Origin of the sequence: Streptomyces hundungensis, from assembly GCF_003627815.1 — a bacterium.
Taxonomy (GTDB): Bacteria; Actinomycetota; Actinomycetes; order Streptomycetales; family Streptomycetaceae; genus Streptomyces; species Streptomyces hundungensis_A.
In genome coordinates, this window is the sequence record NZ_CP032698.1 from 1,149,853 (window position 1) to 1,174,234 (window position 24,382).

Genomic DNA, 24,382 nt, shown 5'->3' on the forward strand with positions numbered 1-24,382 from the left:
AGGCAAAGAAACCGATTGCCCGCTCCCCGGGACGGCCCCGATCCGCCCCCGGCCCCGCCCGGGACGAAAGGGAAAAGGAGCGGGACCACCGCCGACCGCCGGATACCCCCGCCGCTCCCCCGCCTCCGCTTCGCAGCGGCGAACATCGGTCCCGCGCGCGGCAGTTCGCGCAGCACGTCCGGCATATGCGCCTTCCCGGCGGCGAACCTGCCGGTGTTCCCAGGCACCGGCAGGGCCCGGGCCGGCGGCTCACGACAACCGCCCGCCCCGGCTCGGGCGTCCTCGCGGCGGGCCCTGGGAGCGGGCGTGAGCGGAACGGTTCCCTCCGGTGCGCTCATTGGCCAAAAACGTACGCACCGGATCGCCGCGCCGGGGGCGAACGAGCCCTCGAAGGAGGCTCCTGTTCGGTCAACTACCGCCCTTCCACAGCGCAGTTGACGGGTCAGGCGGCGTGGCGATATTCAGCGAGTGCCTGGTTCCGGATACGGGTGCAGGTGCTGCTCAGCAGACGCGAGACGTGCATCTGGGAGATCCCGAGTTCCGCGGCGATCTGATGCTGCGTCATGTCCTGGAAGAACCGCATGTGCAGGATGCGGCACTCGCGTTCCGGGAGGGCGCGCAGGGCGGGCTTGACCGACTCGCGATCCACGACCGTGTCGAATCCCCGCTCGGGTGTGCCGAGGGTGTCGGCCAGGGCCGGCCCGTCACCGTCGCCGCCCCGGGACTCGACGTCGAGCGACAGGCTGCGGTAGGACTCCAGCGCTTCGAGGCCCTCACGGACGTCCTGTTCGTCGAGCCCGCACCGGGCGGCGAGGTCGGCGATCGTGGGCTCGCCCGGCCGGACGTCCTGGAGATCGCGGCGGGCGACCCGCACCTTGTTGCGCAACTGCTGTACCCGGCGCGGGACATGGACCGCCCACAGGTGGTCGCGGAAGTGCCGCTTCAGTTCGCCGTCGATGGTCGGGATCGCGTACGCCTCGAACGCGCCGCGCGCGGCCTCGTAGCGGTCGACGGCCTTGACGAGACCCATCGCGGCGACCTGGTGGAGGTCTTCGAGCTCGGCGCCGCGGTTGCGGTAGCGGCCCGCGAGCCGCCGGGCCATGGGGAGCCACTGCGCCACGAGGTCGTCCCGCAGGGCGTCGTGCGCCGGACCCGGTTCGAGCGTCGTCAGACGCGCGAAGGCCTCCACCGTGTCGGGGGCGTCGTCGTGGTTCCTCGTACGCGTGCGGCCGGGGGTGGGCATGGCGGAACTCCTCGGGCGTCGGGTCGGACTGTCACGGCCCCCACAGGGCCCCACCCCGACGACGCACCCGGACACGGCACGCCCCGGGCCGGAAGAACGGCCATGCGGGCGTGCCTCCGTTCCGAAGCACACAGCGCGCCTGCCCTGACCTTCACCACCCAAACGGCCCAGTGGCGCCCGGGCCGACACCGACGCGTCCCCCCACCCACGAAGGGTGAGGGGACGCGCGAAGCAGAGCCGACGCCGGCGCTACTTGGGCGACGGGCTGCTGGAGCTGTGGGGCGACGCGCTGCTGCTCGGCGGCGAGGCGTGACAGACGCCGTCCTTCACCATGTCCAGGTGCGAGGCCACGATCGGCCGGGCCGCCTTGGCGGCGGCCTGGATGTCCTTGTCCTTGCCGGAGTTCAGCTCCTTGTCGATCAGCGTGAGCGCCTCTCGATGGCCGCTGCTCATCGCCTTCAGCCAGGCGCTGTCATAGGCGGCCGTGCCGTTCATCGGCTTCAGCGCGGCGAGCTGGCGCTGTTGCGCGGCGCTGGGCTCCTTCGGCATGGAGATGTTCTTGGTCTTGGCCAGGGCGGCGCCCTTGGCGTCCAGCGCGGTGTGGTCACGCACGAGGACGTCGGCGACCTGTTTGACGCAGTCGCTCTTGGCGTGTGCGCGGGCATCCTTGCCCGCGGCGATCTCGGTCAGGTTGGACTGGTGGACCGCCTGGAGGAAGGCCGCGTCCGGGTTGGTGGCGGGGCCGGCCGCGCCGAACGCCGCGGTCGTTCCGGTGAGGGCGAGCGCCACGGCGGCGGCCGCTGTCGCGCAGGTGTGGGTGATTCGCATGGGACCTCCACGGGTGCGTGGATCGGATGAGGGCCGCTTCGGCATCCGGACCGCGCGTCAACGCCTGTCCGGGCAGGGCCCGACCCGAGTCATCCTAGGTCGGCTCCCCGACGCCCGCCTCTCCAGATCACCGTCCGTCACCATCGCCGTGCGGCGCCCGGGCCCGCCCGCTCAGGGGGCCGGGTAGGGGGCGTCCTTGAGGCGCCGGGCCAAGTGGCTGACGTTCGCGGCGAGGGCGACGGTGGTCTCGGCCGTGGACTTGGGCGTCGAGTCCAGGTCGAGGTAGTCGGTCTTCTGCATGGCCTCGCCGACCCAGTAGGTGACGGCTCCCGGCGCGAGGGAGAAGCCGATGTCGTTGAGGCCCTGGAAGATGTCGGCGCTCACCTTGTGCGCGCCGTCCTCGTTGCCCACCACGCACACCGCGGCGACCTTGCCGTACATCAACGGCCGTCCCTGGTCGTCCTGTTCGGACAACTCGGCGTTCAGACGCTCCATGACCTTCTGGGCGACGCTGGAGGGGTGGCCGAGCCAGATCGGCGTCGAGATGACGAGGATGTCCGCGCCCAGGACGTGGTCGCGGATCTCCGGCCAGGCGTCGCCGTCCCCCAGGTCCGTCGAGATGCCCGGCTTGACGTCGTGGTCCACCACGCGGATCACCTTGCCGCTCACGCCGTGATCGGCGAGCGCGGCCATCGTCTGCTCGGCGAGGAGCTGGGAGCTGGATGGGGCGGGGGACGGGGAGAGGGTGCACACGAGCGCGACGGCACGCAGCGGTACGCGGGTCGAGGCGTTGGCCTGGGTCTGAGTCGTATCCATACGGATGCCTGTTCCCCGGCTCCCGCGTTCCTATCACTGTGGTACATACAGGATATTTCGCTCGAACGGCCTGCCGCTGACACGAGCGATCCCCGGGCCCAGCAGCCGGGGTTCACCCCCTGCGCGGGGTGGGCTTGGTGGTGGGGGGCCACCATTCGATGAGGAGCATGGTGGCGTCGTCCCGCAGGTCGCTGGCCTCGCCGTCGAGGATGGCGTGGATGAGGCGGCGCAGTGACTCGGCGGCCAGTTCGCCCGCGGCGGTGGCCAGGATGATGGAGTCCGTGAAGCGCTCCATGCCGAACTCCTTGCCGCCCGCGGTGCGCGCCTCGGTGACGCCGTCGGTGTAGAGCAGCACGCGGTCACCGGGCTCCAGAACCACCTCGTGGACGGCTCTGGGCTCGTCGCTGAACCGGGCCGGCAGGCCCATCGGCGGCTGGGCGGTCCGTTCGAGGGCCCCGTGCACCACTCCCCCGTCCCGGATCAGCACGGGCGGCGGATGTCCGCAGTTGCACCAGCGGAACGTCCCCGAATCCAGGTCGAGTTGGGTGAGGATGCCGGTGCAGTACTTGTCGGGCAACCACTGGGCGAGCGCCTGGTCGATGGTCTCGACGAGGTCGATCAGGCCGAGCCCGGCCCGCCGCGCGTTACGGCATCCGGCCAGGGCGACCGAGGTCGTCAGGCCCGAGGCCAGGTCGTGGCCCATCGCGTCGAGGATCGCCGCGTGCAGGGTGGACTGGGTGAGCGAGTGGTCGAAGGCGTCGCCGCCGATCTCATAGGCGGGTTCGAGGACCGCGGTGGAGACGACGTGGTCGTTGCCGATGGTGCGCGGCGGCAGGAAGGCCCGCAGCATCTCGGCGGGGAGCTGCATGCGTTCGACGCGGGCCCGGCGGGCGAAGCTGTCGCTGTAGGCGCGCTTGGAGGTGATGGCCATCGCCACGATCCCGGTCAGCATCCGGCAGCGGCGCAGCCGTACGGTGTCCGTGGAGCAGGTCCGTACGCCCATCACGCCGAGCCGTTCGGCTCCGTCGACCACGGGCAGCCACAGACACAGGACGCCGGTGTCCACGTCCTCCACCCGCAGCGAAACGGTCCGGTAGCACCAGCCGGCGACGGTCTCGTCGATGTCCAGGGCCGGCAGCCCGTCGGTGAGGGCGACCAGTCGGCGCTGCTGGAGGTCGGTCAGATAGATGACGACCTCGCCCAGGCCCAGCGCCTCGGCGCAGCGGTTGACCAGTACCGGTAGTCCCATCGGCGAGGCGCTGTGGGCCTGCGCGAGCAGCTCCTCCAGGAGACGCTCCCCGCCACCGGCCTGCCCGGCGTGGTGCCCGCTCATGGCCGACCACCTCCCTCTTGTCAGGCAGTCAAACACCCCGCTCCCCGTCCCGCCTGTCGCGAGGGGCCCCGGCCGGCCGAGGGGGAGCCCGGGCGGCCCGGTGGCCCGTGCGGGACCGGCGCCGCGGGCCGGCTTCGGGCATCTCGGCCATCCGGGGAACGCCGGGCCCTTCGGTCAGGGCCCGCCGTGTACGCGGTCGGGGGTGAGCGGGAGTTCCCGATGGCGCACGCCCGTGGCGTGGTGGACCGCGTTGCCGATGGCGGCGGCCGTGCCGACGATGCCGATCTCGCCGATGCCCTTGCTGCCCATCGGGTTGAGGTGGTCGTCCTTCTCGTCGATCCAGTGCGCCTCGATGGCGGGGACGTCGGCGTGCGCGGGCACGTGGTAGCCCGCGAGGTCGTTGCCGAGGAACGCGCCGGACGCCGGATCCAGGCTGCCGCGCTCGGTGAGCGCCATGCCGAGTCCCATCACCATGCCGCCGATGAACTGGGACCTGGCGGTCCGCGCGTTGAGGATCCGCCCGGCCGCGTACACGCCGAGCAGCCGCCGCACCCGTACCTCACCGGTGTCCGTGTCGACCGCCACCTCCGCGAAGTGGGCGCCGAAGGCGTGCCGGGCGTACGGGGACTCCGCGTCGGCCGAGCCCTCGGTGTCGGCGGAGGCCGTGAGGCCCTCGGGCGGCAACGGGCCGGTGCGCTCCTGGAGTTGGCGTGAGAGCGAGCGGCACGCCTCGTGTACGGCCCAGCCCCAGGAGGCGGTGCCGGAGGAGCCGCCGGCGAGCGGTGCCCGGGGCAGGCCCGTGGTGCCGATCTCGGTGCGGACCGCCTCCACGCCGACGCCGAGCGCCTGCGCCGCGACCTGAGCGAGGACGGTACGGGCCCCGGTTCCGATGTCGGTGGCGTTCACCCGCACCACATGGAGCCCGTCGGGGTGGGCGGTGACGGTGGCGCGGCTGGGCGAGACGAGGACCGGATAGGTGGCGGCGGCCACCCCGGTGCCCAGGAGCTGGTGGCCCGAACGGCGCCTTCCCGGCCGGGGGTCGCGCTCCGCCCAGCCGAACCGCTCGGCTCCCTCGCGCAGGCACTCCACGAGGTGGCGGCTGCTGAACGGCCGCCCGCTGTCCGGCTCTTGATCCGGTTCGTTGCGGATCCTGAGCTCGATGGGGTCCATGCCGAGGGCGTCGGCGAGTTCGTCGACCGCGGACTCCAGCGCGTACATGCCCGGTGCCTCTCCGGGCGCGCGCATCCAGGAGGGCGTGGGGACGTCCAGGGCGGCGACCCGGTGCGAGGTGAGGATGCTCCCGCCGGCGTACATGACGCGGGCGGGCACGGCCGCCTGCTCGACGAACTCCTTGACCCGCGAGGTATGGGTGGTGACCTCGTGGATCACGGAGAGGAGGGTGCCGTCCGGTTGGGCGCCGAGCCGCAACCGGTGGTCGGTGGGCGCGCGATGGCCGACCAGCTCGGGCAACAGCCGCCTGGCGAGGGCGAGTTTGACGGGCCGCCCGGTGTGCAGGGAGGCCATGGCGGCGAGCACGACGTGCGGCCTGGGCGTGCCCTTGGAGCCGAAGCCGCCGCCCACGTGCTCGCTGACGACCGTGACCCGGTCCTCGTCCAGCTTGAACAGCCCGGCCAGGACGGCGCGTACGGTGTCGGCGCCCTGGCTGGTGTCGTACGCCGTGAGGCGGCCGTCGTGCCAGCGGGCGGTCGCCCCGTGCGGCTCCATCGGGTGGTTGTGCAAAGGGGGCACCCGGTAGCGCACGTCGACGGTGACGGGCGCGGCGGCGAAGGCGGCTTCCGGGTCGCCCTGTCGGCGTTCCGCGGGGTGGCCGCCGTTGGCCTCCTCGGGGCGGTAGGCGTCCGCCAGATGGTCGTCGAGGACGGCGGCGTGCGGCTCGGTCTCGTACGTGACGCGCACGGCCTGCGCCGCGGCGCGCGCCGCCTCCAGGGTCTCGGCGACCACCAGGGCGATGGGCCATCCGTGGTGCGGGACCCGGAAGTCCTGGAGGACGGCGAGCGTCGGGTCGTCGGATTCGGCGAGCCGGGGCGCGGTGTCGGGGGTGAGGACGGCGAGCACACCGGGCAGGTCGAGCGCGGCCGCGGTGTCGAGCGAGCTGACCCGGCCTCGCGCGACGGTGGCCGTGACCGGCCAGGCGTGGACGCACCCCGGCGGTGTGTACTCGGTGGCGTACAGCGCCTCGCCGGTCACTTTCGCGTGGCCCTCGCGGCGTTCAATGGGTGCGCCGAGCGCGTTCGCTTGCGAAGCCATGGCGGTTCTCCTCCCGGACGGGTCAGGGGGCGGGCCTCGTCGGAGGCGGCGGCGGTCAGGCCGAAGTGGTCAGCGAGCCCAGCACATGGGTGGCCAGGTCGCGGGCGAGCGTCACCTTGTAGGCGTTGTCCCGCAGGGGTACGGCCTCGTCGAGCTCGGCCCGCACCGCGTCCGCGAAGGCCTCGGGGCTCGGCCGGGTGCCCAGGAGCGCGGCCTCGGTGCGCCGGGCGCGCCAGGGCCGGTGGGCGAGGCCGCCGAAGGCGATGCCGGCGTGCCGGATCTCGCCGTCCTCCATGTGGAGCACCGCGGCCACGGAGGCGAGGGCGAAGGCGTACGAGGCCCGTTCGCGCACCTTGCGGTAGCGGGAGACGGCTCCGTCGGGGAGCGGAGGCACCAGGACGCCGGTGATCAGTTCCCCGGGGCGGATCACGGTGTCCTGTTCGGGGTGGTCGCCGGGCAGCCGGTGGAACTCGGTCACGGGGACGGTCCTGCCGCCTCCGGGTCCGGCCAGTTCCACGACGGCGTCGCTCGCCGCGAGCGCCACGCACAGGTCCGAGGGGTGGGTGGCCACGCAGTGCGGCGAGTGGCCGAGGACGGCGTGGTCGTGGTTGAGGCCGTCGATCGCCGCGCAACCGCTTCCCGGCACCCGTTTGTTGCAGGGTTGCGCCAGGTCCTGGAAGTAGGGGCAGCGGGTGCGCTGGAGGAGGTTTCCGCCGGTGGTGGCCATGTTGCGCAGCTGGCCGGAGGCGCCGCTGAGGACGGCCTGCGAGAGCAGGGGGTGGCGCTCGCGGATCAGGGGGTGGGCGGCGAGGTCGCTGTTGCGTACGGTCGCCCCGATGCGCAGCGTGCCGTCGGGGCGTTCCTCCACCTGGTCCAGGGGGAGGCGGGTGATGTCGACGAGGACCTCGGGGCGTTCCACGCCTAGCTTCATCAGGTCGACCAGGTTGGTGCCGCCGCCGAGATAGCGGGCTTCGTCGCGGCCGCCGTGGGCTGCCGCGGCCTCTTCCACGCTGTGCGCGCGGAGGTAGGACACGGGCTTCACGTGATCACGTCCCGCACCGCCTCGACGATGTGCGGATAGGCGCCGCACCGGCACAGGTTGCCGCTGAGCCGTTCGCGGATCTCCTCGTCGGTCAGCGGCACCGGGCCGCCGGGCGCCCGCTCCGGCTCGGTGACCACGGACGGCTCGCCGGACTCGGCCTCGGCCAGCATGCCGACGGCCGAGCACAACTGGCCCGGCGTGCAGTAGCCGCACTGGAAGGCGTCGCGTTCCAGGAAGGCGCGCTGGAGCGGGTGGAGGTCGCCGTTCGTGCCGTCCGTCTCCGCCAGTCCCTCGACGGTCACGACGTCGCAGCCGTCCATCGCGACGGCGAGAAGGAGACAACTGTTGGCACGCCGGCCGTCCACCAGCACCGTGCACGCCCCGCACTGGCCGTGATCGCAGCCCTTCTTGGAGCCCGTCAGGGCGAGCCGCTCACGCAAGAGGTCGAGCAAGGTGGTGCGGTGGTCGACCTCGACCGCGTGGGAGGCGCCGTTCACGCGCAGGGTCACCTGCGATCCGGTGGCGCCGGAGGGGGAGTCCTTGGGGCGGGGCCAGGGCGCGTATCGCACCGCCGTCCCGGGGCCGCTGCGGGGCCCCTCGCTGCTTTCCATCGTTCCTCTGTCTCTCGATCCGGACGGCCGGCCGCCGCCCGCACCACCAGCCTCGTACAGCCGGCCCCCTCCGGCATCCCGACGGCCCTTCGCCCGGGCGGGGGCGACCCGTCCCGGATCGCCCCGTTCCGTGCGCCGCCGGCTCTCAGCTGCTCTCCGCCCGGAACATCCAGGCGTGCTTCTCCAGATCGCCCGTCACGGCGATGAGCAGGTCCTGGGTCACCGGGTCGGGCTCGTCGGTGGAGGCGATGCGTTCGCGCATCCGCTCCACGATCCTGCCGAGCGCCACGACCATGACCTCGACCGCTTCGGAGTCCTTGATCCAGCCCTCGGGCACCGTGCCGATCGCGCTGCTCCCGGCGACGGTCGCGGCGCGCCCGTCGGGGTTCACGCCGAGCGCGGAGGCACGCTCGGCCACTGTGTCCGAGTGCTGGCGCGCCGTGGCCACCACATCGTCGAGCTGAAGGTGTACGGAGCGAAAGCGCGGGCCGACCACGTTCCAGTGCACCTGCTTCGCCACGAGCGACAGGTCGACCAGATCGACGAGGGCGCCCTGGAGGGCCGGGCCGACAACCTTCAGTTCCGCATCCGACAGCGAACTCTTCACGACAGACACCGCTTCACTCCATTTCGCATGACGGCTATTCACCCGGACCGTTCACCGGTCCGATATGTCGCCTTCCTCGAAAAGCGGGACGCAAACCGGGGGCACGGAAAAAAGAAAGGTGGCCCGCCGGATGTCCGGCGGGCCACCAACCATGCGGTGCGGCAAGGGAATTCACAGAAGAGGAGCGCCGTAGTAACGGCCCACCAGATCGCGGTAACCGGGGTCGTCGAGATGGGTCGCGGGTTCGAACTCCGGGGAATCCTTCACCTGTTCCCGGGTGAGGGCGACATGGATCCGCTTGTCGTCCTGGTCGAGCCGGGTGACGGTGCCGGCCGGCAGCAAGACCCGCTTGCCGAAGATCCACGGCCCGGTGTCGACCACCAGGTGCGCGGAGCCGACCTCATCGGAGTGGTTGTCCACCTTGCCGATGTCGCCGTCCGCCGCCTCGACCTTCCAGCCGCGCAGATCCACCCCGGCGAGATGGCCGCTGGTGTCCTTGAAACCCCACAGGTCCTCGTTCATCGCAGGATGTCCTCTTTCCGTTTCGGGTATCGCGTCCGGGCGTGCGCCGCGTCCCCGATCGTCCGCCGCTCGCGCACGTCCGTCGGGTGGGCGCGTCGCCCGGGATCAGCGGTGGTAGGCGTCGTTCGCCTTCTGCTTCTCCTCGCGGGTTTCGCCCTTGACCTGGTCGATACGACCCTCCGCGGTGAGCCGTTCGTTTCCCGTGATGCGGCCGATCAGTTCCTTGGCCTTGCCCTTGGCCTGCTCGGCCTTGGCACCGGCGTTCTCTTCGGCGGACATGGCGTCGCCTCCAGAATGAATTCTTCGTAGGTACAGCTTGCGCCTGGCCGATTCGGCGGATTTCAAACGGGGTGGCGGGTCATCCGGCGGCCAGGACTTCGGCGAGAAAGGCATCGACGTCGACCGTTTCCGCGCCCCGGGGCACGATCTCGTACGCACGCTCCAGGAAGTCGCGCAGGGCGGGCTCCCAGGCGCAGAACACCGCGCGGCCCCATTCGCCGTCGAGCCCGCATCCCGCGAGCTCGATACGCACCTCGCGCCGGCCCGCATCGGTGTGCGGAGCGACCCGGACGTCTCCGTCGCCGGCCTCCTGCCACAGGCCCCGGGCCAGCAGGTCCCGCTCGATCGTCCAGGCGACGGCCACGTCCTCCTGGAGCTCGAAGCAGACGCGGACCGCGAAGGGGTCGTCGGCCTCGTAGAGGAGCCGCGTCACCACGGGGACACGCTCCGATTGGTCGATCTCCAGGTTCATGAACACGGTCTCGCACAGGGAACTCACGGATCGCCTCCAGCATCCGGGCTCGGGCGGACGGCCACCCGCCCGTGGGGGAATCCATCCGCGGCGGGACCCGGCCCGCCTCGGGCCCCGCCGCGGCACCGCCTGAACTCAGGCGTGTGCGGGCTGTTCCTCGGTCATTCCGGCACGGAGCTTGGTCAGGATGCGCGAGAGCAGGCGTGACACCTGCATCTGCGAGACACCGAGTTCGGCGCCGATCTCGGCCTGCGTCAGCTCCTCGCCGAACCGCATGCTGACGATGCGGCGTTCGCGTTCGGTGAGTTCACCCATCAGCGGGGCCAGGGACCGGAGGTTCTCGACCTTCTCCATCCCCGGGTCCTCCGCGCCGATGAAGTCCACGAGCGTACGGCTGCGGCCCCCGGCCGTCCCGCCCGCCTCTTCGGCGTCGGCGGACATGTCGAGGGAGCCCGCGGTGTAGCCGTTGGCCGCGACCAGGCCCTCGACCACTTCTTCCTCGTCCCGGTTCAGATGCGCCGCCAGCTCGCGCACCGTCGGGTCGCGGTCCAGATCGCGGGCCAGGCTCTCCTTGGCCTTCGCGATGTCCACGCGAAGCTCCTGGAGGCGGCGCGGCACGTGCACGGCCCACGTGGTGTCACGGAAGAACCGCTTGATCTCGCCCACGATGTACGGCACGGCGAACGAGGTGAACTCCACCTCGCGCGACAGCTCGAACCGGTCGATCGCCTTGATCAGGCCGATCGTGCCGACCTGGATCACGTCCTCCATCTCGCCGCTTCCCCGGTTGCGGAAGCGGCCGGCCGCGAAGCGCACCAGCGACAGGTTCATCTCGATGAGCGTGTTGCGTGCGTACTGGTACTCCGCCGTGCCCTCTTCCAAGACCTGGAGCTGCTCGAAGAACACCTTGGAAAGCTCGCGGGCGTCCTTCGGCGCGACCTTCCCCGCATCCTCCACCCAAGGCAACTCCCCCACCCCGGGATCCATGGTCGTGGCTGCCGTCCGGTCCGTCCGCTCCGGTCCCGTCACCTGCGCCGCTGCCATGAGGACAACCTCCCTAGTCACCGTGATTCATCTGTCGAAGCCCTCGGGTGCCCCCTTCGATCGGGATCATGCACCGGGTCCCCCGACTGGCCGAAGGCGGTGTTCTGGGAGGTGATGTTCGGGGCGCTAGCGCGGCAGGGCGACGCAGACGTTCTTGCCGCCGTCGAGGCTCGGCGTGACGGCCACGCTGCGCGCCAGCTTGCGGACCAGGGGCCAGCCGAAGCCGCCCTCGTACCCGCGAAGATCGGGCACGCGCTCGTGCGGCGGTTCGGGGCTCGGGTCCCGGACGCTGATGTGCAGCGAGCGGCGGTCGGCGGCCAGGCGCAGCGCCGTGGCGCCGCCCGCGTGCCGCAGGGCGTTGGTGACGAGTTCGGAGACGACGAGCAGCACGTTCTCGGCGCTCTCCCGCGACGGCAGGGGCGCCAGCGCGGAGAGGAAGGTACGGGCCTCGTCGCGGGCCTCGGCCGGTGTGGCCGGCCCGGTGGTCAGTTCGACGGTGTCCGGTGAAGCGCCGGTGCTGGCAGGCGGGCGCGCCATGATCGAAACCCCCAGAGGATTTGCCCGTGGTTGTGGATGTACTGAGGCTTCTGCCCAACTTCCCCCTGGCCGAACGTGTGCGGTCGCCGTCGGACGGCCCGTCCGGGCCGCGGGGGCCGGCTCAGGGGCTCCGGTCCGACGCCCGCGACACCCGTCCGGCCTCGGATTCGGCGGCCTTCGCCATGTTGCGGGCCATCCCGCCGAACACGATCGCGTGGAAGGGCGACACGCTCCACCAGTAGGCGTGGCCGAGCAGCCCCCGCGGATGGAAGACCGCCCGCTGCCGGTACCGGCTGCGTCCCGGTCCGGCGTCCTCGACCGTCATCTCCAGCCAGGCGAGACCGGGCAGCCGCATCTCCGCGCGCAGGCGCAGCAGCCGGCCGGTCTCGATCTCCTCGACGCGCCAGAAGTCCAGCGAGTCCCCGACCCGCAGCCGGTGCGCGTCGCGCCGTCCACGCCGCAGTCCGACGCCGCCGACCAGCCGGTCGAGCCAGCCGCGCAGCGCCCAGGCCGCCGGGAAGGAGTACCAGCCGTGCTCGCCGCCGATGCCCTCCACCACCCGCCACAAGGCATCGGCCGAGGCGTCCACGGCGCGCTCGCGGACATCGGTGTAGAGGCTGCCGCCCGCCCAGTCGGGGTCGGTGGGCAGCGGGTCGCTGGGGGCGCCGGGGACCGAGGCGTTGGACCAGCGCGTCACGACCTGGGCGTCGCGGACCCGCCGCAGCGCGAGGGCGAGCGCCTCGTCGAAGCCGAGCGGGGCGCCCGGTCCGTCGGGCACGTACCGCGCGATGTCGTGTTCGCCGCAGACCACCTCGTGGCGCAGCGACTCCGCGAGGGGTCGTGCGATCGAGGCGGGCACCGGGGTGACCAGGCCGATCCAGTGACTGGAGAGCCGCGGGGTGAGCATGGGGACGGGCAGGATCAGCCGGTGCGGAAGACCCGCCACCCTGGCGTAGCGCTCCATCATGTCCCGGTACGTCATGACGTCGGGCCCCGCGATGTCGAAGGAGCGGTTCACGTCGTCGGGCATGCGGGCGCCGGCCACCAGGTAGCGCAGGACGTCGCGGATGGCGATGGGCTGGATGCGGGTGCCGACCCAACTCGGGGTCACCATGACGGGCAGCCGCTCGGTCAGATAGCGCAGCATCTCGAACGAGGCCGAGCCGGATCCGATCACGACCGCGGCCCGCAGCACGGTGGCCGGGACGGGGCGGGCGAGGAAGATCTCGCCCACTTCGGCGCGCGAGCGCAAGTGCGGCGACAGTTCCCGCACCGGCACGTCGGCGGGGGTCAGCCCGCCGAGGTAGACGATCCGCCGCACCCCGGTGTCGGCGGCCGTGTCGGCGAACAGCTCGGCCGCTTCGCGGTCGGTCCTCTCGAAGCCGGCCCCGGTGCCGAGCGCGTGCACCAGGTAGTACGCGACGTCGACGCCGCGCAGCGCCCGCGCCACGGAGTCCGGGTCGGTGACGTCGCCGCGCAACACCTCGACCCGCCCGGCCCACGGCTGGTCGCGGAGCTTCTCGGGGGAACGTGCCAGGCAGCGCACGGTGTGGCCGGCGGCGAGGAGTTCGGGGACGAGCCTGCCGCCCACGTACCCGGTGGCGCCGGTCACCAGACAGGTGAGCGGCGCCCCGCCGTGCTGTGTCTCGTCTCCAGAAGGCACCGGACTCGCTCTCCGTACGGGCGGCCCCAGGCGTGCCCCGCGCCGTACGCCGGACCCGGGCACCGCTGTGGCGGGGCGCACGGCGCTGTCCCCGCTCCGGCGACGGCCGCACAGCACCCCTGGTGCCGATGATGCGCGGCCGGGCGCCTCAGCGCACGACGGCGCGTTCCACCAGGAGGCGTACCGCCGCGGCGATCGACTCGGCGTCGATGCCCGCCAGGTGGAGCTGTTCCTCGGGGCTCGCCGAGGCCGGCATGTCCCGCACGCCGAGCCTGACCAGGCGCGGCACGGGGCGGCCGTCGGCGAAGGCCTCGGCCACCGCGTCCCCGATGCCGCCCTCGACGCGGTGGTCCTCCACGGTGACGAGGCATCCCGTCGCCTCGGCCGCGGCCCGCAGGGTGTCCGCGTCGACCGGCTTCACCGAGTACAGGTCGATGATCCGTACGGCGATGCCCTCCCGGTCGAGGAGTGCGCCCGCGCGCAGCGCCTCATGGACCGTGACGCCCGCCGCCACGACCGTCAGGCGGTCCTGGTCCGTGGAGCGCAGCACCTTGGAGCCACCGGGACGGAACTCCTCGTCGGGGCCGTAGATGACCGGGGCCTCGCCGCGGCCGGTGCGCAGATAGCGCACCCCCTCCAACTCGGCCATGGCGGCGACCAGTTGGGCGGTCTGGTTGGCGTCGCACGGATAGAGGACCGTGCTGCCGTGCACGGAACGGAACATCGCCAGGTCCTCGAGGCCCATCTGCGAGGGACCGTCCTGGCCGATGGAGACGCCGGCGTGCGAGCCGACGAGGTTGATGTCGGCCCGGCTCACCGCGGCCATCCGCACGAAGTCGTGGGCGCGGGTCAAGAAGGCCGCGAACGTCGAGGCGAAGGGGAGGTAGCCCCGGGTCTGGAAGCCCACCGCGGCCGCGACGAGCTGCTGCTCGGCGATGTAGCACTCGAAGTACCGCTCGGGGTGGTCCTTGGCGAAGAACTCGGTACGGGTGGAGTCCCCGACCTCGCCGTCGAGGGCCACCACGTCCTCGCGCGCCGAGCCGAGCGCGGCCAGCGCCTGCCCGTAGGCGTCACGCGTGGCCACCGAGTCCCCGAGGTCGAAGCGCGGGAGTTCCAGGTGGCCGCCGTCGGCCGTGCGCCGGGGCCGGGCGGTGGGCGGCGGGGTGACCTCGACGCGGACGAAGCGGGGGCCGCCGAGCTCCTCGATCGCGGCGTCCGCGTCCGGCAGCGGCTTGCCGTGCTGGCCCTCCTGGTCCTCGACCCGCGCGACCCCCCGGCCCTTGTGGGTGCGGGCGATGATGGCGGTGGGCTGGGCCACCGTGGACGCCGCCTCGGCGAACGCGGCGTCCACCGCGTCGACGTCGTGTCCGTCGATCTCGATCGTGTGCCAGCCGAAGGCCTGAAGGCGGCGGGCGTAGGCATCGAGGTCCCAGCCGTGCCGGGTGGGGCCGCGCTGGCCGAGGCGGTTCACGTCGATGATCAGCGTGAGGTTGTCGAGGTGTTCGTACGCCGCGTGCTCGACGGCCTCCCACACGGAGCCCTCGGCCATCTCGCTGTCGCCGGACAGCACCCACACCCGGTACGGCGCCTGTTCGAGCCGCTTGCCCGCGAGCGCCATGCCGACCCCGACGGGCAGCCCCTGCCCGAGCGAACCCGTCGCCACGTCCACCCAGGGCAGCCGGGGCGTGGGGTGCCCCTCCAGGAGGCTGTCGCGGCGGCGGAAGGTCAGCAGCTGCTCGTCGTCGACGACGCCCACCGCCCGGTACATCGCGTACAGCAGGGGCGAGGCGTGGCCCTTGGAGAAGATCAGCCGGTCGTTCCCGGGATGGTCGGGCTGGGCGAAGTCGTAGCGCAGATGGCGGGCGAGCAGGACGGCCGCCAGGTCGGCGGCGGACATCGAGGAGGTGGGGTGACCCGAGTTCGCCGCGGCGGCCGCGCGCACCGCGTCCACCCTCAACTGCTGTCCCAGATCGGCGAGTTCGAGCGCGGATTCGCGTTGCATGTCACTCCTTGCGTTCGACGGCCCGGCGGGCCGGTCGGTGCGGGCGATCGGTGGTGTCGGGGGCGGGGGCGGCCGCACGGCCGGGGCGCACCTCGTGGGTCCACCCGGATCGGCGGCCCTCTCGCGTCGGGTATCCCCGGGTTCCCGGGCCAAACGGTCACATACTGTCGTCAACCGGGAGCCTTCCCGGCGATCGGTCAACCTTCGCCACGCCCGCGTCGGATCACCCGAGTGGTGGCCGCCGTCCAGGAGGATCGGAGCAGCCGGTGACCCGCGCCCCGTCCCGGGTTCCGGCACCGCCCGTCCGACGCATGACGTACGCCTTGAGGAGCCGACCAAGTGACCGTGTCCGTAGTGCTGTTCACGTCAGATCTGCGGGTGCACGACAACCCGGTGCTGTCCGCCGCCGTGCGCGGGTCCGACCAGGTGGTCCCGCTCTTCGTCGACGACGACGGGGTGCGGGCGGCCGGATTCGACGCGCCCAACCGCCAGGCCTTCCTGGCCGACTGCCTGACCGATCTCGACGCCGCGCTGCGAGCGCGCGGCGGCCATCTGGTGATCCGCAGCGGCGATGTCGTGGACGAGGTCTGCGCCGTGGTGTCCGCCACGGGGGCGCGACAGGTGCATCTCGCGGGAGGCGTCAGCCGCTACGCGGCGCGACGCGAGGGGCGGCTGCGGGCCGCGCTCGACACGATCGGTTGCGCGCTGTCGGTCCACGACGCCGTGGTGACCGCGCTGGCGCCGGGCGCCGTCACCCCGGCGGACCGGGACCACTACACCGTGTTCACGCCGTATCTACGGCGCTGGTCCGAAGCGGGCGTACGCGAGGTGGCGGCGGCGCCCCGGAAGATCGCCACGCCCGAGGTGGCGCCCGGCACCCTGCCCCGGCGCGCCTCGGTGGCCGGGGTCTCGCCGGGTCTGATGGCGGGCGGTGAGACGGAGGGCAGGAAGCGGCTTCGGCAGTGGCTCTCCGGCGGCATCGCCGGATACGAGGAGGGCCACGACGATCTGGCGGGCGATGCCACCTCGCGCCTGTCGCCCTTCCTCCACTTCGGCGCCCTGTCCGCGGTGGAACTGATCCACGCGGCGCGGCGGGAGGGCTCCCCTGGGGCGCAGGCGTTCGTGCGGCAGCTGGCCTGGCGGGACTTCCACCACCAGGTGCTCGCGGCCCGCCCCGCCTCGGCGCACCAGGACTACCGGCCGCGCGGCGACCGGTGGCGCGACGACGAGCGGGAGATCGCCGCCTGGCGCGCGGGCCGCACCGGCTATCCCCTGGTGGACGCGGCGATGCGGCAGCTCGCCCACGAGGGGTGGATGCACAACCGGGGCCGGATGCTGACGGCGAGCTTCCTCACCAAGACCCTGTACGCGAACTGGCGGACCGGCGCCCGCCACTTCCTCGACCTGCTGGTCGACGGGGATCTCGCGAACAACCAGCTCAACTGGCAGTGGGTGGCCGGGACCGGCACCGACACCCGCCCCAACCGGGTGCTCAACCCGGTGGTCCAGGGCAAACGCTTCGACCCGCTCGGGACCTATGTGGGCCGCTGGGTGCCCGAACTCGCGGGCCTGGCACGCGGGGTCGTCCACGAGCCGTGGAAGCTGGAGCCGGCGGAGCGGGCCGCGCTCGACTACCCCGAGCCGATCGTGGACCTCGCCGAGGGCCGCGCCCGCTTCGAGCGGGCCCGCGGGGTCTGACGGACGGCGCCCCGCGCCGGGGTGTCGCAGGTCACACGCATGGAGCGGGGGCGCCGGGGCACTCGATAGGCAAGCCCCCCTCAGGGCCCCACAGGACCAGGCGTCCCCCCGACCTGGTCCGGGCTTGCGGCCCCGCCGTCCCTCCCCTCCGGACGCGCGGGGCCGTTCCATGTCCGGCCCGGCTGGGCCCGGCCCCGCTCGGCCTGGCCCCCGCTAGCGCACCGTGACACCGATGAGACAGGTGTCGTCGTCCGTGTCCGCGTTGGTGTAGCGCAACAGATGGTCGAGCTGGTCCTCCAGATACCCCTCACGCCCCAACTGGCGTGGCTTGCGGGCGACTTGGAGCAGACTCTCCAGGGAGTCCTGCACCGACCGGTCCCGGCGCTCGATCAGCCCGTCCGTGTACATCAACAGGGTGTCGCCGGTTTCCAGTTGCGTATGGCCCTCTTCGTACGTGGCCTGGGGGACGGCCCCCAGAAGGATGCCGCCGAGCTTGGGCAGCGTCGCCGCCTTGCCTTCGCGCATCAGGACGGGCGGCAGATGCCCGGCCCTGGCCCAGCGCAGTTGGCGCGAGCCCGGGTCGTAGAGGCCGCACACCGCGGTGGCCGTGACGTTGTCGGTGAGGTGGTGGGTGACGGTGTTGAGCCACGCCAGGAGCTGCGCGGGACCGGCCCCGGTGGTGGCGAGGCCGCGCAGCGCGTTGCGCAGCGCGACCATGCCGGTCGCCGCCTCGATGCCGTGCCCGGCCACGTCGCCGACGCACAGCAGCACCTGGCCCGAGGGGAGCGCCACGGCGTCGTACCAGTCGCCGCCGACGAGGTGGTCCTTCTCGGCGGGCCGGTAGCGGACGGCCACACTGAGGTTGTGCAGGTCCACGGGTCCGTGGCTGGGCGGCATGATCGCGTGCTGCAACCGGAGCGCCAGCCGGTTGCGTTCGGCCGTCTCCTGCTGGCTCTGGGCGAGCTGGTCCCGGGTGGCCGCGAGCGCGACCTCGGTCCAGTGCTGGGCGGAGACGTCCTGGTAGGCGCCGCGCACCGCGGTGACCCGGAGGTTGTCGTCGAGGACCGGCTCGGCGACCACCCGGATGTGCCGGGCCACGCTGTCGGCGCGCTGGAGCCGGAAGGCGGTGGACGCGGGCCGCTGATGATGCAGCAGCGAGCGCAGGAACCGGCCGATGGAGTGGGCGTCGTCGGGGTGGACGTGCGCCGCCAGATGCTCCAGGGGAATGGGTTCGGCGGTGGGCAGCAGGCCGTGGAGTTCGAAGAGCGTCTCGTTCCAGGCGATGTCGCCGGTGAGGAAGTTCTCCTCGAACCCGCCGATCCGGCCCAGGCGTTGGGCGTGCTGCAACAGGCTGGCGACCTTCGGTGTGCCGTCCTCCAGACGCAACACCACGAGCACGTGGTTGCCCTGGCGGCTGATGCTGACCTGGGCCTGTGTGGTCAGCGCGATGGTGTCGACCACGGCCGCGAGCCGCATCCGCTCCGTGCGGAAGGGTTCGCCGGTGGCGAGGACGTGCTCCACCTTTTCGAAGAGTCCTCCGGGCTCCGCCGCGAGCGGGTACGCGTCCAGGAGGAGGGCGCCCGCGATCGCGTTGCGGGGCCGGCCGGCGAAGTCGACGAAGCTCGCGTTGACGTGCCGGATCAGGAAGTCGGCCGGGGTGTCCGCCGTGTCGAGGAGCGGCTGGAGCACCAGGCAGGGGTCGTTGAGCCCGTCGGTGAGGTCGAGCAGTTCGGTGAGCCGGGGGTCGGTGGGCTCCTTGGACCGCGGGTCCTCGTCGGCGGAGTGGCTCTCCAGGGCGATCGCGCACAGTTCGGCCAGCACCTGCACCTGGCGCTCGATGGACTGGGACTGCTCGGGGAGCCGGTTGGGCCAACAGATTTCGAGTACGCCGATGATGCGGCCGCCGGCGCCGGCCGGAACGGCGACCCGGCCGCCGCCCACCTCGCGCAGCCCGATCGAGGGCAGCGCCGCTTCGGCGAGCATGTCGTAACTCACGGTCGCGCGTTCGTCGAGGGCACGCCGGGCCGGGGTGGGTACGCCGGGCGGCACATGGCGCCAGCGGGCCGGCTCCTCCTCGGTGAACCCGGCGCTGCCGGCCAGGGACAGGGACTGGTCGGCGTGTGCGGCCCAGATGGCCACGGCGACCGCGCCCAGGGGTGCCAGCGCGTGCTGGAGGATCGACTGCGCCACGGACTGCGCGTCACCGGCGGCGAGGGCGCCCGCCTCGGCGCTGCGCAGGCGCAGGCCCACCGAGGCCCTGGCCGGCTGGACGGCGTCGGTGACGAACTCCCGGGCCACGTCGGCGATCTTGTCGCGGGTCGCCTGGTTGACGAGGTCGGCGGCCAGTTCGAGCGTGGACAGGCCCGACTGCTCGGCCAGGGTGTCCAGTTGGGCCGCGGCTTCCACGGGGCTGCAACTCAGGCGCTCGACGAGGATGCCGCAGGCCAGATCGACGAGGGCGCGCCCGTCGGCCTCGGCCTGGGCGCGCTGGAGCTGGTCCTGCAACCGGCGCACGCTGTCCGCGAGCCGGCCCACGGCGCCCGCGCCCTCGGCCAGGTCGGCGCCCGTCGCCACGTCGGCTCCCGACGCCAGGTCGTCACCTGTCAGCACGTCGGCTCCCGATGCCGGGCCGGCACCTGTCGCCAGGTCGGCGCCCGTCGCCGGGCCGGGTCCGTCCGCGGGATCCGCGCCGGACGCCGCGGTCTGGGCCGGCAGGGAACCGCCCGGCTTCAGACGGCTGCCGCCCCCGTGCGCGTCCCCGGGGTGTTGGGGCTTGGACACAAGCTCGCTCCTTGGGAGGTGGACTGAGGTAGACGTGGTGGCCGGACGGGATCAGGGGTTCAACTGCCGCTTGATCCGTGCGACCAGCTCGTGCGCGTCCACGGGCTTGGTGACGTAGTCACTCGCTCCGGAGGCCAGACTCTTCTCCCGGTCACCGATCATCGCCTTGGCGGTCACGGCGATGATCGGAAGGTCGACGTATTGGGGCATGGACCGGATGACCGCAGTGGCCGTGTACCCGTCCATCTCCGGCATCATCACATCCATCAGGATGAGATCGATCGCGGGGTGCGCGGCCAGGGTGTCGATCGCGACCTTGCCGTTCTCGGCTTGCAGGACCGTCATGCCGTGCAGTTCGAGGATGCCGGTGATGGCGTACAGGTTGCGGTCGTCGTCGTCCACGACCAGCACCGTGCGCCCGCCCAGCGAGGAGTCGACGTCGTGGCTGACCGCGACCGGCTCGTCGGCCCGGACCAGCGGGAGCACGTCCCCGGGCTGATCAGCGCTCAGGTGCAGGGCGATGCGCTCGCGCAGTTCGTCGAGGCTGGAGATCAGCTCCAGCGGCTGGGAGGCGGCGCGCTTCTGGAGGATCTGCTCCTGCTCCGTACCGAGCCGACGGTTGTTGTGGGCCAGCACGGGCACCCCGCGCAGCGCCGCGTCGCGCGCCATCTCCTCCAGGAACCGCAGCGCCGCGTCGTCCGGCAGGTCCAGTTCGAGGACCACGCAGTGGCAGGGCATCTCGGCGAGCGCCGCCGCGGCTTCGCTCACGCCGACCGCCGCGGTGATCTCGACCGGGCCGCGCGGGTCCCCGAGGTCGGGGTGGGCGGCCAGATCGCCCACCGCGCTCTCCGCGACCAGCGAGAGCAGTCCGCGCGAGCGCTCCTCGACGACCAGCAGCCGCTTGGGCTGCACGACCTCCGGGGCCGGGGCGGCCGCGCTGTGCGGCTCGGGCTCGGCGGCGACCTCCTCCTCGGGCGCGGCGGCCGGGAGGGCCGGGCGCCCGGCCGGGGCATTGAGGTCGGCGTAGTCGGGCCGGGCGACCGGCAGGTAGAAGGTGAAGGTGCTGCCCTGGCCGAGGACGCTCTCGGCCGTGATCGCGCCGCCGAGCAGGAAGGCGATCTCCCGGCTGATGGACAGGCCGAGGCCGGTGCCCCCGTACTTGCGGCTCGTCGTCCCGTCGGCCTGCTGGAAGGCACCGAAGACGGTCTCCAGGTGCTGCGGCGCGATGCCGATGCCGGTGTCCATCACATGGAAGGCGATCACCGGGCCGCCACGCCGGGCGGCATCCGGGGCGAGGTGCTCGGCGAGCAGTTCGATCCGCAGCTCCACACCGCCCTTCTCGGTGAACTTGACGGCGTTGGAGAGCAGGTTGCGCAGCACCTGCCGCAGCCGGTAGTCGTCGGTGAGCAGTTCGGCCGGCAGCGTATCGGCGGTGCTCACCGTGAACGTCAGGCTCTTCTGGCTGGTCACCGGGCGGAAGGTGGCCTCGATGTAGTCGAGGAGCTTGCGCAGTGAGATCCGCTCGGGGCTGACGTCCATCTTGCCCGCCTCGACCTTGGACAGGTCGAGGATGTCGTTGATGAGCTGGAGCAGGTCGGACCCGGCGGAGTGGATGATGCCGGCGTACTCGACCTGCTTGGGGGTGAGGTTGCGGCTCGGGTTCTGGGCGAGCAACTGGGCCAGGATGAGCAGGCTGTTGAGCGGGGTGCGCAGCTCGTGGCTCATGTTGGCCAGGAACTCGGACTTGTACTTGGAGGCGAGGGAGAGCTGGTGGGCGCGGTCCTCCAGCTCTTGGCGGGCCTGCTCGATCTCCAGGTTCTTGGTCTCGATGTCGCGGTTCTGCGCGACGAGGAGTTCGGCCTTCTCCTCCAACTCGGCGTTGGAGGACTGGAGTTCCTCCTGCCGGGCCTGCAACTCCTGGGAGCGGGTCTGGAGTTCGGCGGTCAGGCGCTGCGACTCACCGAGCAGCTCGTCGGTGCGGGCGTTGGCGGTGATGGTGTTGACGTTGACGCCGATGGCTTCCATCAGCTGTTCCAGGAAGTCGCGGTGGATCGGCGTGAAGGCGTGCACGGTGGCGAGTTCGATGACGCCGAGCACCTGCTCCTCGACCACGATGGGCAGCACCAGCAGGCCGACCGGCTGGGTGCTTCCCAGGCCCGAGGAGACGGACACGTAGTCGGCCGGCAGGTCGTCGACGGCGATGGTGCGCCGGCTGCGGGCGGCCTGGCCGACGAAGGACTGGCCGAGCTTGAAGCGGGCTTCGAGGGTGGCGTCCGGCCGGGCGTAGGAGCCGATGAGGTTGAGGTAGACCCCCTCCGGTGCCTCTTCGGCGAGGTAGAAGGCGCCGTACTGGGCGGAGACGAGGGGAGTGAGCTCGTCCATGATGAGTTCGGCGACGACCGTGAGGTCGCGGCGGCCCTGCATCAGGCCGGAGATCCGGGCCAGGTTGGACTTGAGCCAGTCCTGTTCCTCGTTGGCCCGGGTGGTCTCGCGGAGCGACTCCACCATGAAGTTGATGTTGTCCTTGAGGTCGGCGACCTCTCCGGAGGCGTCGACGGTGATCGACCGGGTCAGGTCGCCCTCGGCGACGGCGCCGGTGACCTCGGCGATGGCACGGACCTGGCGGGTCAGGTTGCCGGCCAGTTCGTTGACGTTCTCGGTGAGCCGCTTCCAGGTGCCGGATACGCCCTCGACCTCGGCCTGCCCGCCGAGCCGGCCCTCGCTGCCGACCTCGCGCGCGACCCGGGTGACTTCGGCGGCGAACGAGGAGAGCTGGTCGACCATCGTGTTGATGGTGGTCTTGAGCTCCAGGATCTCGCCGCGCGCGTCCACGTCGATCTTGCGGGTCAGATCGCCCTGGGCGACGGCGGTGGTGACCTGCGCGATGTTGCGTACCTGGCTGGTCAGGTTGTGCGCCATGAAGTTGACGTTGTCGGTCAGGTCCTTCCAGGTCCCGGCGACGTTCGGTACGCGGGCCTGGCCGCCGAGCGTGCCCTCGGTGCCGACCTCGCGGGCCACTCGGGTCACCTCGTCCGCGAACGCGGAGAGGGTGTCGACCATCGTGTTGATGACACCGGCGAGCGCGGCGACCTCGCCCTTCGCCTCGACGTTGATCTTCTGCGACAGGTCACCCTTGGCGACCGCGGTGGCGACCTGGGCGATCGAGCGGACCTGTCCGGTCAGGTTGGACGCCATCACATTGACGTTGTCGGTGAGGTCCTTCCAGGTGCCCGAGACGCCCCGGACGGTGGCCTGGCCGCCGAGGTTGCCCTCGGTGCCGACCTCGCGGGCGACCCGGGTCACCTCGTCGGCGAAGGCGCCGAGCTGGTCGACCATCGTGTTGATGGTCTCCTTCAGCTCCAGGATCTCGCCGCGCGCGTCCACCCGGATCTTCTGCGAGAGGTCGCCCTTGGCGACCGCCGTCGTCACCTCGGCGATGGAGCGGACCTGGGCGGTCAGGTTGTCGGCCATGACGTTGACCGACTCGGTCAGGTCCCGCCACGTACCCGACACATCACGCACGTCGGCCTGCCCGCCGAGCCGGCCCTCGGTACCGACCTCCCGCGCGACCCGGGTCACCTCACCGGCGAAGGAGGAGAGCTGGTCGACCATCGTGTTGATGGTCTCCTTCAGCTCCAGGACCTCACCGCGGGCGGTGACCGTGATCTTCTGCGACAGGTCGCCCTTCGCCACGGCGGTGGCCACCTGGGCGATGGAACGGACCTGCGCGGTGAGGTTGCCGGCCATGCCGTTCACGGAGTCCGTGAGGTCGCGCCAGGTGCCCGAGACGCCCTTGACGTCCGCCTGCCCGCCGAGGATGCCTTCGGTGCCGACCTCGCGCGCCATGCGCGTCACCTCGTCGGCGAAGGCGGAGAGCTGGTCGACCATGGTGTTGACGGTGTTCTTCAGCTCCAGGATCTCGCCCCGGGCGTCGACGGTGATCTTCTGCGAGAGATCGCCCCGGGCCACCGCCGTCGTCACCTGGGCGATGTTGCGGACCTGGTCGGTGAGGTTGCCCGCCATGAAGTTGACCGAATCGGTCAGATCCCGCCAGGTGCCGCCCACTCCGGGCACCTGCGCCTGACCGCCCAGACGGCCCTCGCTGCCCACCTCGCGGGCGACGCGGGTGACCTCGTCGGCGAAGGCGGAGAGCTGGTCCACCATGGTGTTGACGGTGTTCTTGAGTTCGAGGATCTCGCCCCGGGCGGCCACGTCGATCTTCTGCGACAGGTCACCCTGGGCGACCGCCGTGGCCACCTGGGCGATGTCACGGACCTGGCTGGTGAGGTTGCCGGCCATCGCGTTGACCGAGTCGGTCAGGTCCTTCCAGGTGCCGGAGACACCCGGCACATCGGCCTGGCCGCCGAGCCTTCCGTCGGTGCCGACCTCGCGGGCGACGCGGGTCACCTCCGAGGTGAACAGCGAGAGTTGGTCGACCATCCCGTTGAAGACGACGGCGATCTCCCCCAGGAGGCCGTCCGCCTCACCGGGCAGACGCGTGCCGAAGTCGCCGTCGCGCACCGCGGTCAGGCCCGCCAGCAGCTGGCGCAGCTCCGATTCGCCGGCCTGAGCCGAACCGCGCGTTCCCGAGGTCCGCTGCTGAGCAACGGTGGGTTTCGTCGAGCCAGCCATCGAA

The 24,382-nt window shown here is 72.0% G+C and carries 18 protein-coding genes; 1 reads left to right on the plus strand and 17 read right to left on the minus strand.

Features of this window, described 5'->3' with window-relative positions:
• Positions 1 to 442 precede the first annotated feature (442 nt).
• The 15 genes from DWB77_RS05200 to DWB77_RS05270 all read right to left on the minus strand — a co-directional run bounded on the left by DWB77_RS05200 (position 443) and on the right by DWB77_RS05270 (position 15,267).
• Positions 443 to 1,243 carry a SigB/SigF/SigG family RNA polymerase sigma factor gene (locus DWB77_RS05200; RefSeq protein WP_120720113.1) on the minus strand — a complete coding sequence of 267 codons (801 nt, stop codon included), beginning with the start codon at positions 1,241 to 1,243 and terminating at the stop codon, positions 443 to 445.
• Positions 1,244 to 1,492: 249 nt separating this feature from the next.
• The gene (locus DWB77_RS05205; protein ID WP_162952440.1) at positions 1,493 to 2,071 is read right to left on the minus strand and encodes a DUF4142 domain-containing protein; all 579 of its coding nucleotides are present in this window, start codon (positions 2,069 to 2,071) and stop codon (positions 1,493 to 1,495) included.
• Between the two features lie 171 nt (positions 2,072 to 2,242).
• Positions 2,243 to 2,887, minus strand: coding sequence for a flavodoxin family protein (locus DWB77_RS05210; protein WP_120720115.1), 645 nt, complete (start codon positions 2,885 to 2,887; stop codon positions 2,243 to 2,245).
• A gap of 112 nt (positions 2,888 to 2,999) precedes the next feature.
• On the minus strand, positions 3,000 to 4,220 hold the full coding sequence (locus DWB77_RS05215) for a PP2C family protein-serine/threonine phosphatase (RefSeq protein WP_120720116.1): 1,221 nt from the start codon (positions 4,218 to 4,220) through the stop codon (positions 3,000 to 3,002).
• A gap of 174 nt (positions 4,221 to 4,394) precedes the next feature.
• Positions 4,395 to 6,488: a xanthine dehydrogenase family protein molybdopterin-binding subunit gene (locus DWB77_RS05220; protein ID WP_120720117.1), complete on the minus strand. Its 2,094-nt coding sequence runs from the start codon at positions 6,486 to 6,488 to the stop codon at positions 4,395 to 4,397.
• Positions 6,489 to 6,543: 55 nt separating this feature from the next.
• Entirely contained in the window at positions 6,544 to 7,530 is a 987-nt protein-coding gene (locus tag DWB77_RS05225) for an FAD binding domain-containing protein (protein WP_120720118.1), read from the minus strand.
• Positions 7,527 to 8,141, minus strand: coding sequence for a (2Fe-2S)-binding protein (locus tag DWB77_RS05230; protein ID WP_120720119.1), 615 nt, complete (start codon positions 8,139 to 8,141; stop codon positions 7,527 to 7,529). The genes DWB77_RS05225 and DWB77_RS05230 overlap by 4 nt, the downstream gene beginning before the upstream one ends.
• 145 nt (positions 8,142 to 8,286) lie before the next feature.
• Positions 8,287 to 8,757, minus strand: a complete 471-nt coding sequence (locus DWB77_RS05235) for a Dps family protein (RefSeq protein ID WP_120720120.1) — start codon at positions 8,755 to 8,757, stop codon at positions 8,287 to 8,289.
• Positions 8,758 to 8,919: 162 nt separating this feature from the next.
• Positions 8,920 to 9,270 carry a PRC-barrel domain containing protein gene (locus tag DWB77_RS05240; RefSeq protein WP_120720121.1) on the minus strand — a complete coding sequence of 117 codons (351 nt, stop codon included), beginning with the start codon at positions 9,268 to 9,270 and terminating at the stop codon, positions 8,920 to 8,922.
• Positions 9,271 to 9,375: 105 nt separating this feature from the next.
• Positions 9,376 to 9,549 carry a CsbD family protein gene (locus DWB77_RS05245; RefSeq protein WP_120720122.1) on the minus strand — a complete coding sequence of 58 codons (174 nt, stop codon included), beginning with the start codon at positions 9,547 to 9,549 and terminating at the stop codon, positions 9,376 to 9,378.
• 79 nt (positions 9,550 to 9,628) lie between these two features.
• On the minus strand, positions 9,629 to 10,048 hold the full coding sequence (locus DWB77_RS05250) for an SsgA family sporulation/cell division regulator (RefSeq protein WP_120720123.1): 420 nt from the start codon (positions 10,046 to 10,048) through the stop codon (positions 9,629 to 9,631).
• A 108-nt stretch (positions 10,049 to 10,156) separates the two neighbouring features.
• Positions 10,157 to 11,065, minus strand: a complete 909-nt coding sequence (locus tag DWB77_RS05255; RefSeq protein WP_120720124.1) for an RNA polymerase sigma factor SigF — start codon at positions 11,063 to 11,065, stop codon at positions 10,157 to 10,159.
• A 126-nt stretch (positions 11,066 to 11,191) separates the two neighbouring features.
• Positions 11,192 to 11,602, minus strand: coding sequence for an ATP-binding protein (locus DWB77_RS05260; protein ID WP_120720125.1), 411 nt, complete (start codon positions 11,600 to 11,602; stop codon positions 11,192 to 11,194).
• A gap of 121 nt (positions 11,603 to 11,723) precedes the next feature.
• Positions 11,724 to 13,265, minus strand: a complete 1,542-nt coding sequence (locus tag DWB77_RS05265; protein WP_120720126.1) for an SDR family oxidoreductase — start codon at positions 13,263 to 13,265, stop codon at positions 11,724 to 11,726.
• A gap of 148 nt (positions 13,266 to 13,413) precedes the next feature.
• Entirely contained in the window at positions 13,414 to 15,267 is a 1,854-nt protein-coding gene (locus DWB77_RS05270) for a transketolase (protein WP_120720127.1), read from the minus strand.
• A 339-nt stretch (positions 15,268 to 15,606) separates the two neighbouring features.
• Between DWB77_RS05270 and DWB77_RS05275 the strand changes: the two genes are divergently transcribed.
• On the plus strand, positions 15,607 to 16,965 hold the full coding sequence (locus DWB77_RS05275; protein ID WP_120720128.1) for a cryptochrome/photolyase family protein: 1,359 nt from the start codon (positions 15,607 to 15,609) through the stop codon (positions 16,963 to 16,965).
• Between the two features lie 213 nt (positions 16,966 to 17,178).
• Here the strand turns inward: DWB77_RS05275 and DWB77_RS05280 are convergent, their stop codons facing one another.
• Both DWB77_RS05280 and DWB77_RS05285 read right to left on the minus strand, forming a co-directional pair.
• The gene (locus DWB77_RS05280) at positions 17,179 to 19,746 is read right to left on the minus strand and encodes a SpoIIE family protein phosphatase (protein ID WP_428985101.1); all 2,568 of its coding nucleotides are present in this window, start codon (positions 19,744 to 19,746) and stop codon (positions 17,179 to 17,181) included.
• Positions 19,747 to 19,797: 51 nt separating this feature from the next.
• The gene (locus tag DWB77_RS05285) at positions 19,798 to 24,378 is read right to left on the minus strand and encodes a HAMP domain-containing protein (RefSeq protein WP_120720129.1); all 4,581 of its coding nucleotides are present in this window, start codon (positions 24,376 to 24,378) and stop codon (positions 19,798 to 19,800) included.
• Positions 24,379 to 24,382: the final 4 nt, after the last annotated feature.

Excerpts from the sequence above, each read along its gene's own strand:
- DWB77_RS05205 (WP_162952440.1), bottom strand. The coding sequence starts at position 2,071 with ATGCGAATCACCCACACCTGCGCGACAGCGGCCGCCGCCGTGGCGCTC.
- DWB77_RS05270 (WP_120720127.1), bottom strand. The coding sequence starts at position 15,267 with ATGCAACGCGAATCCGCGCTCGAACTCGCCGATCTGGGACAGCAGTTG.
- DWB77_RS05220 (WP_120720117.1), bottom strand. The coding sequence starts at position 6,488 with ATGGCTTCGCAAGCGAACGCGCTCGGCGCACCCATTGAACGCCGCGAG.
- DWB77_RS05245 (WP_120720122.1), bottom strand. The coding sequence starts at position 9,549 with ATGTCCGCCGAAGAGAACGCCGGTGCCAAGGCCGAGCAGGCCAAGGGC.
- DWB77_RS05230 (WP_120720119.1), bottom strand. The coding sequence starts at position 8,141 with ATGGAAAGCAGCGAGGGGCCCCGCAGCGGCCCCGGGACGGCGGTGCGA.
- DWB77_RS05255 (WP_120720124.1), bottom strand. The coding sequence starts at position 11,065 with ATGGCAGCGGCGCAGGTGACGGGACCGGAGCGGACGGACCGGACGGCA.
- DWB77_RS05260 (WP_120720125.1), bottom strand. The coding sequence starts at position 11,602 with ATGGCGCGCCCGCCTGCCAGCACCGGCGCTTCACCGGACACCGTCGAA.
- DWB77_RS05200 (WP_120720113.1), bottom strand. The coding sequence starts at position 1,243 with ATGCCCACCCCCGGCCGCACGCGTACGAGGAACCACGACGACGCCCCC.
- DWB77_RS05210 (WP_120720115.1), bottom strand. The coding sequence starts at position 2,887 with ATGGATACGACTCAGACCCAGGCCAACGCCTCGACCCGCGTACCGCTG.
- DWB77_RS05285 (WP_120720129.1), bottom strand. The coding sequence starts at position 24,378 with ATGGCTGGCTCGACGAAACCCACCGTTGCTCAGCAGCGGACCTCGGGA.
- DWB77_RS05240 (WP_120720121.1), bottom strand. The coding sequence starts at position 9,270 with ATGAACGAGGACCTGTGGGGTTTCAAGGACACCAGCGGCCATCTCGCC.
- DWB77_RS05215 (WP_120720116.1), bottom strand. The coding sequence starts at position 4,220 with ATGAGCGGGCACCACGCCGGGCAGGCCGGTGGCGGGGAGCGTCTCCTG.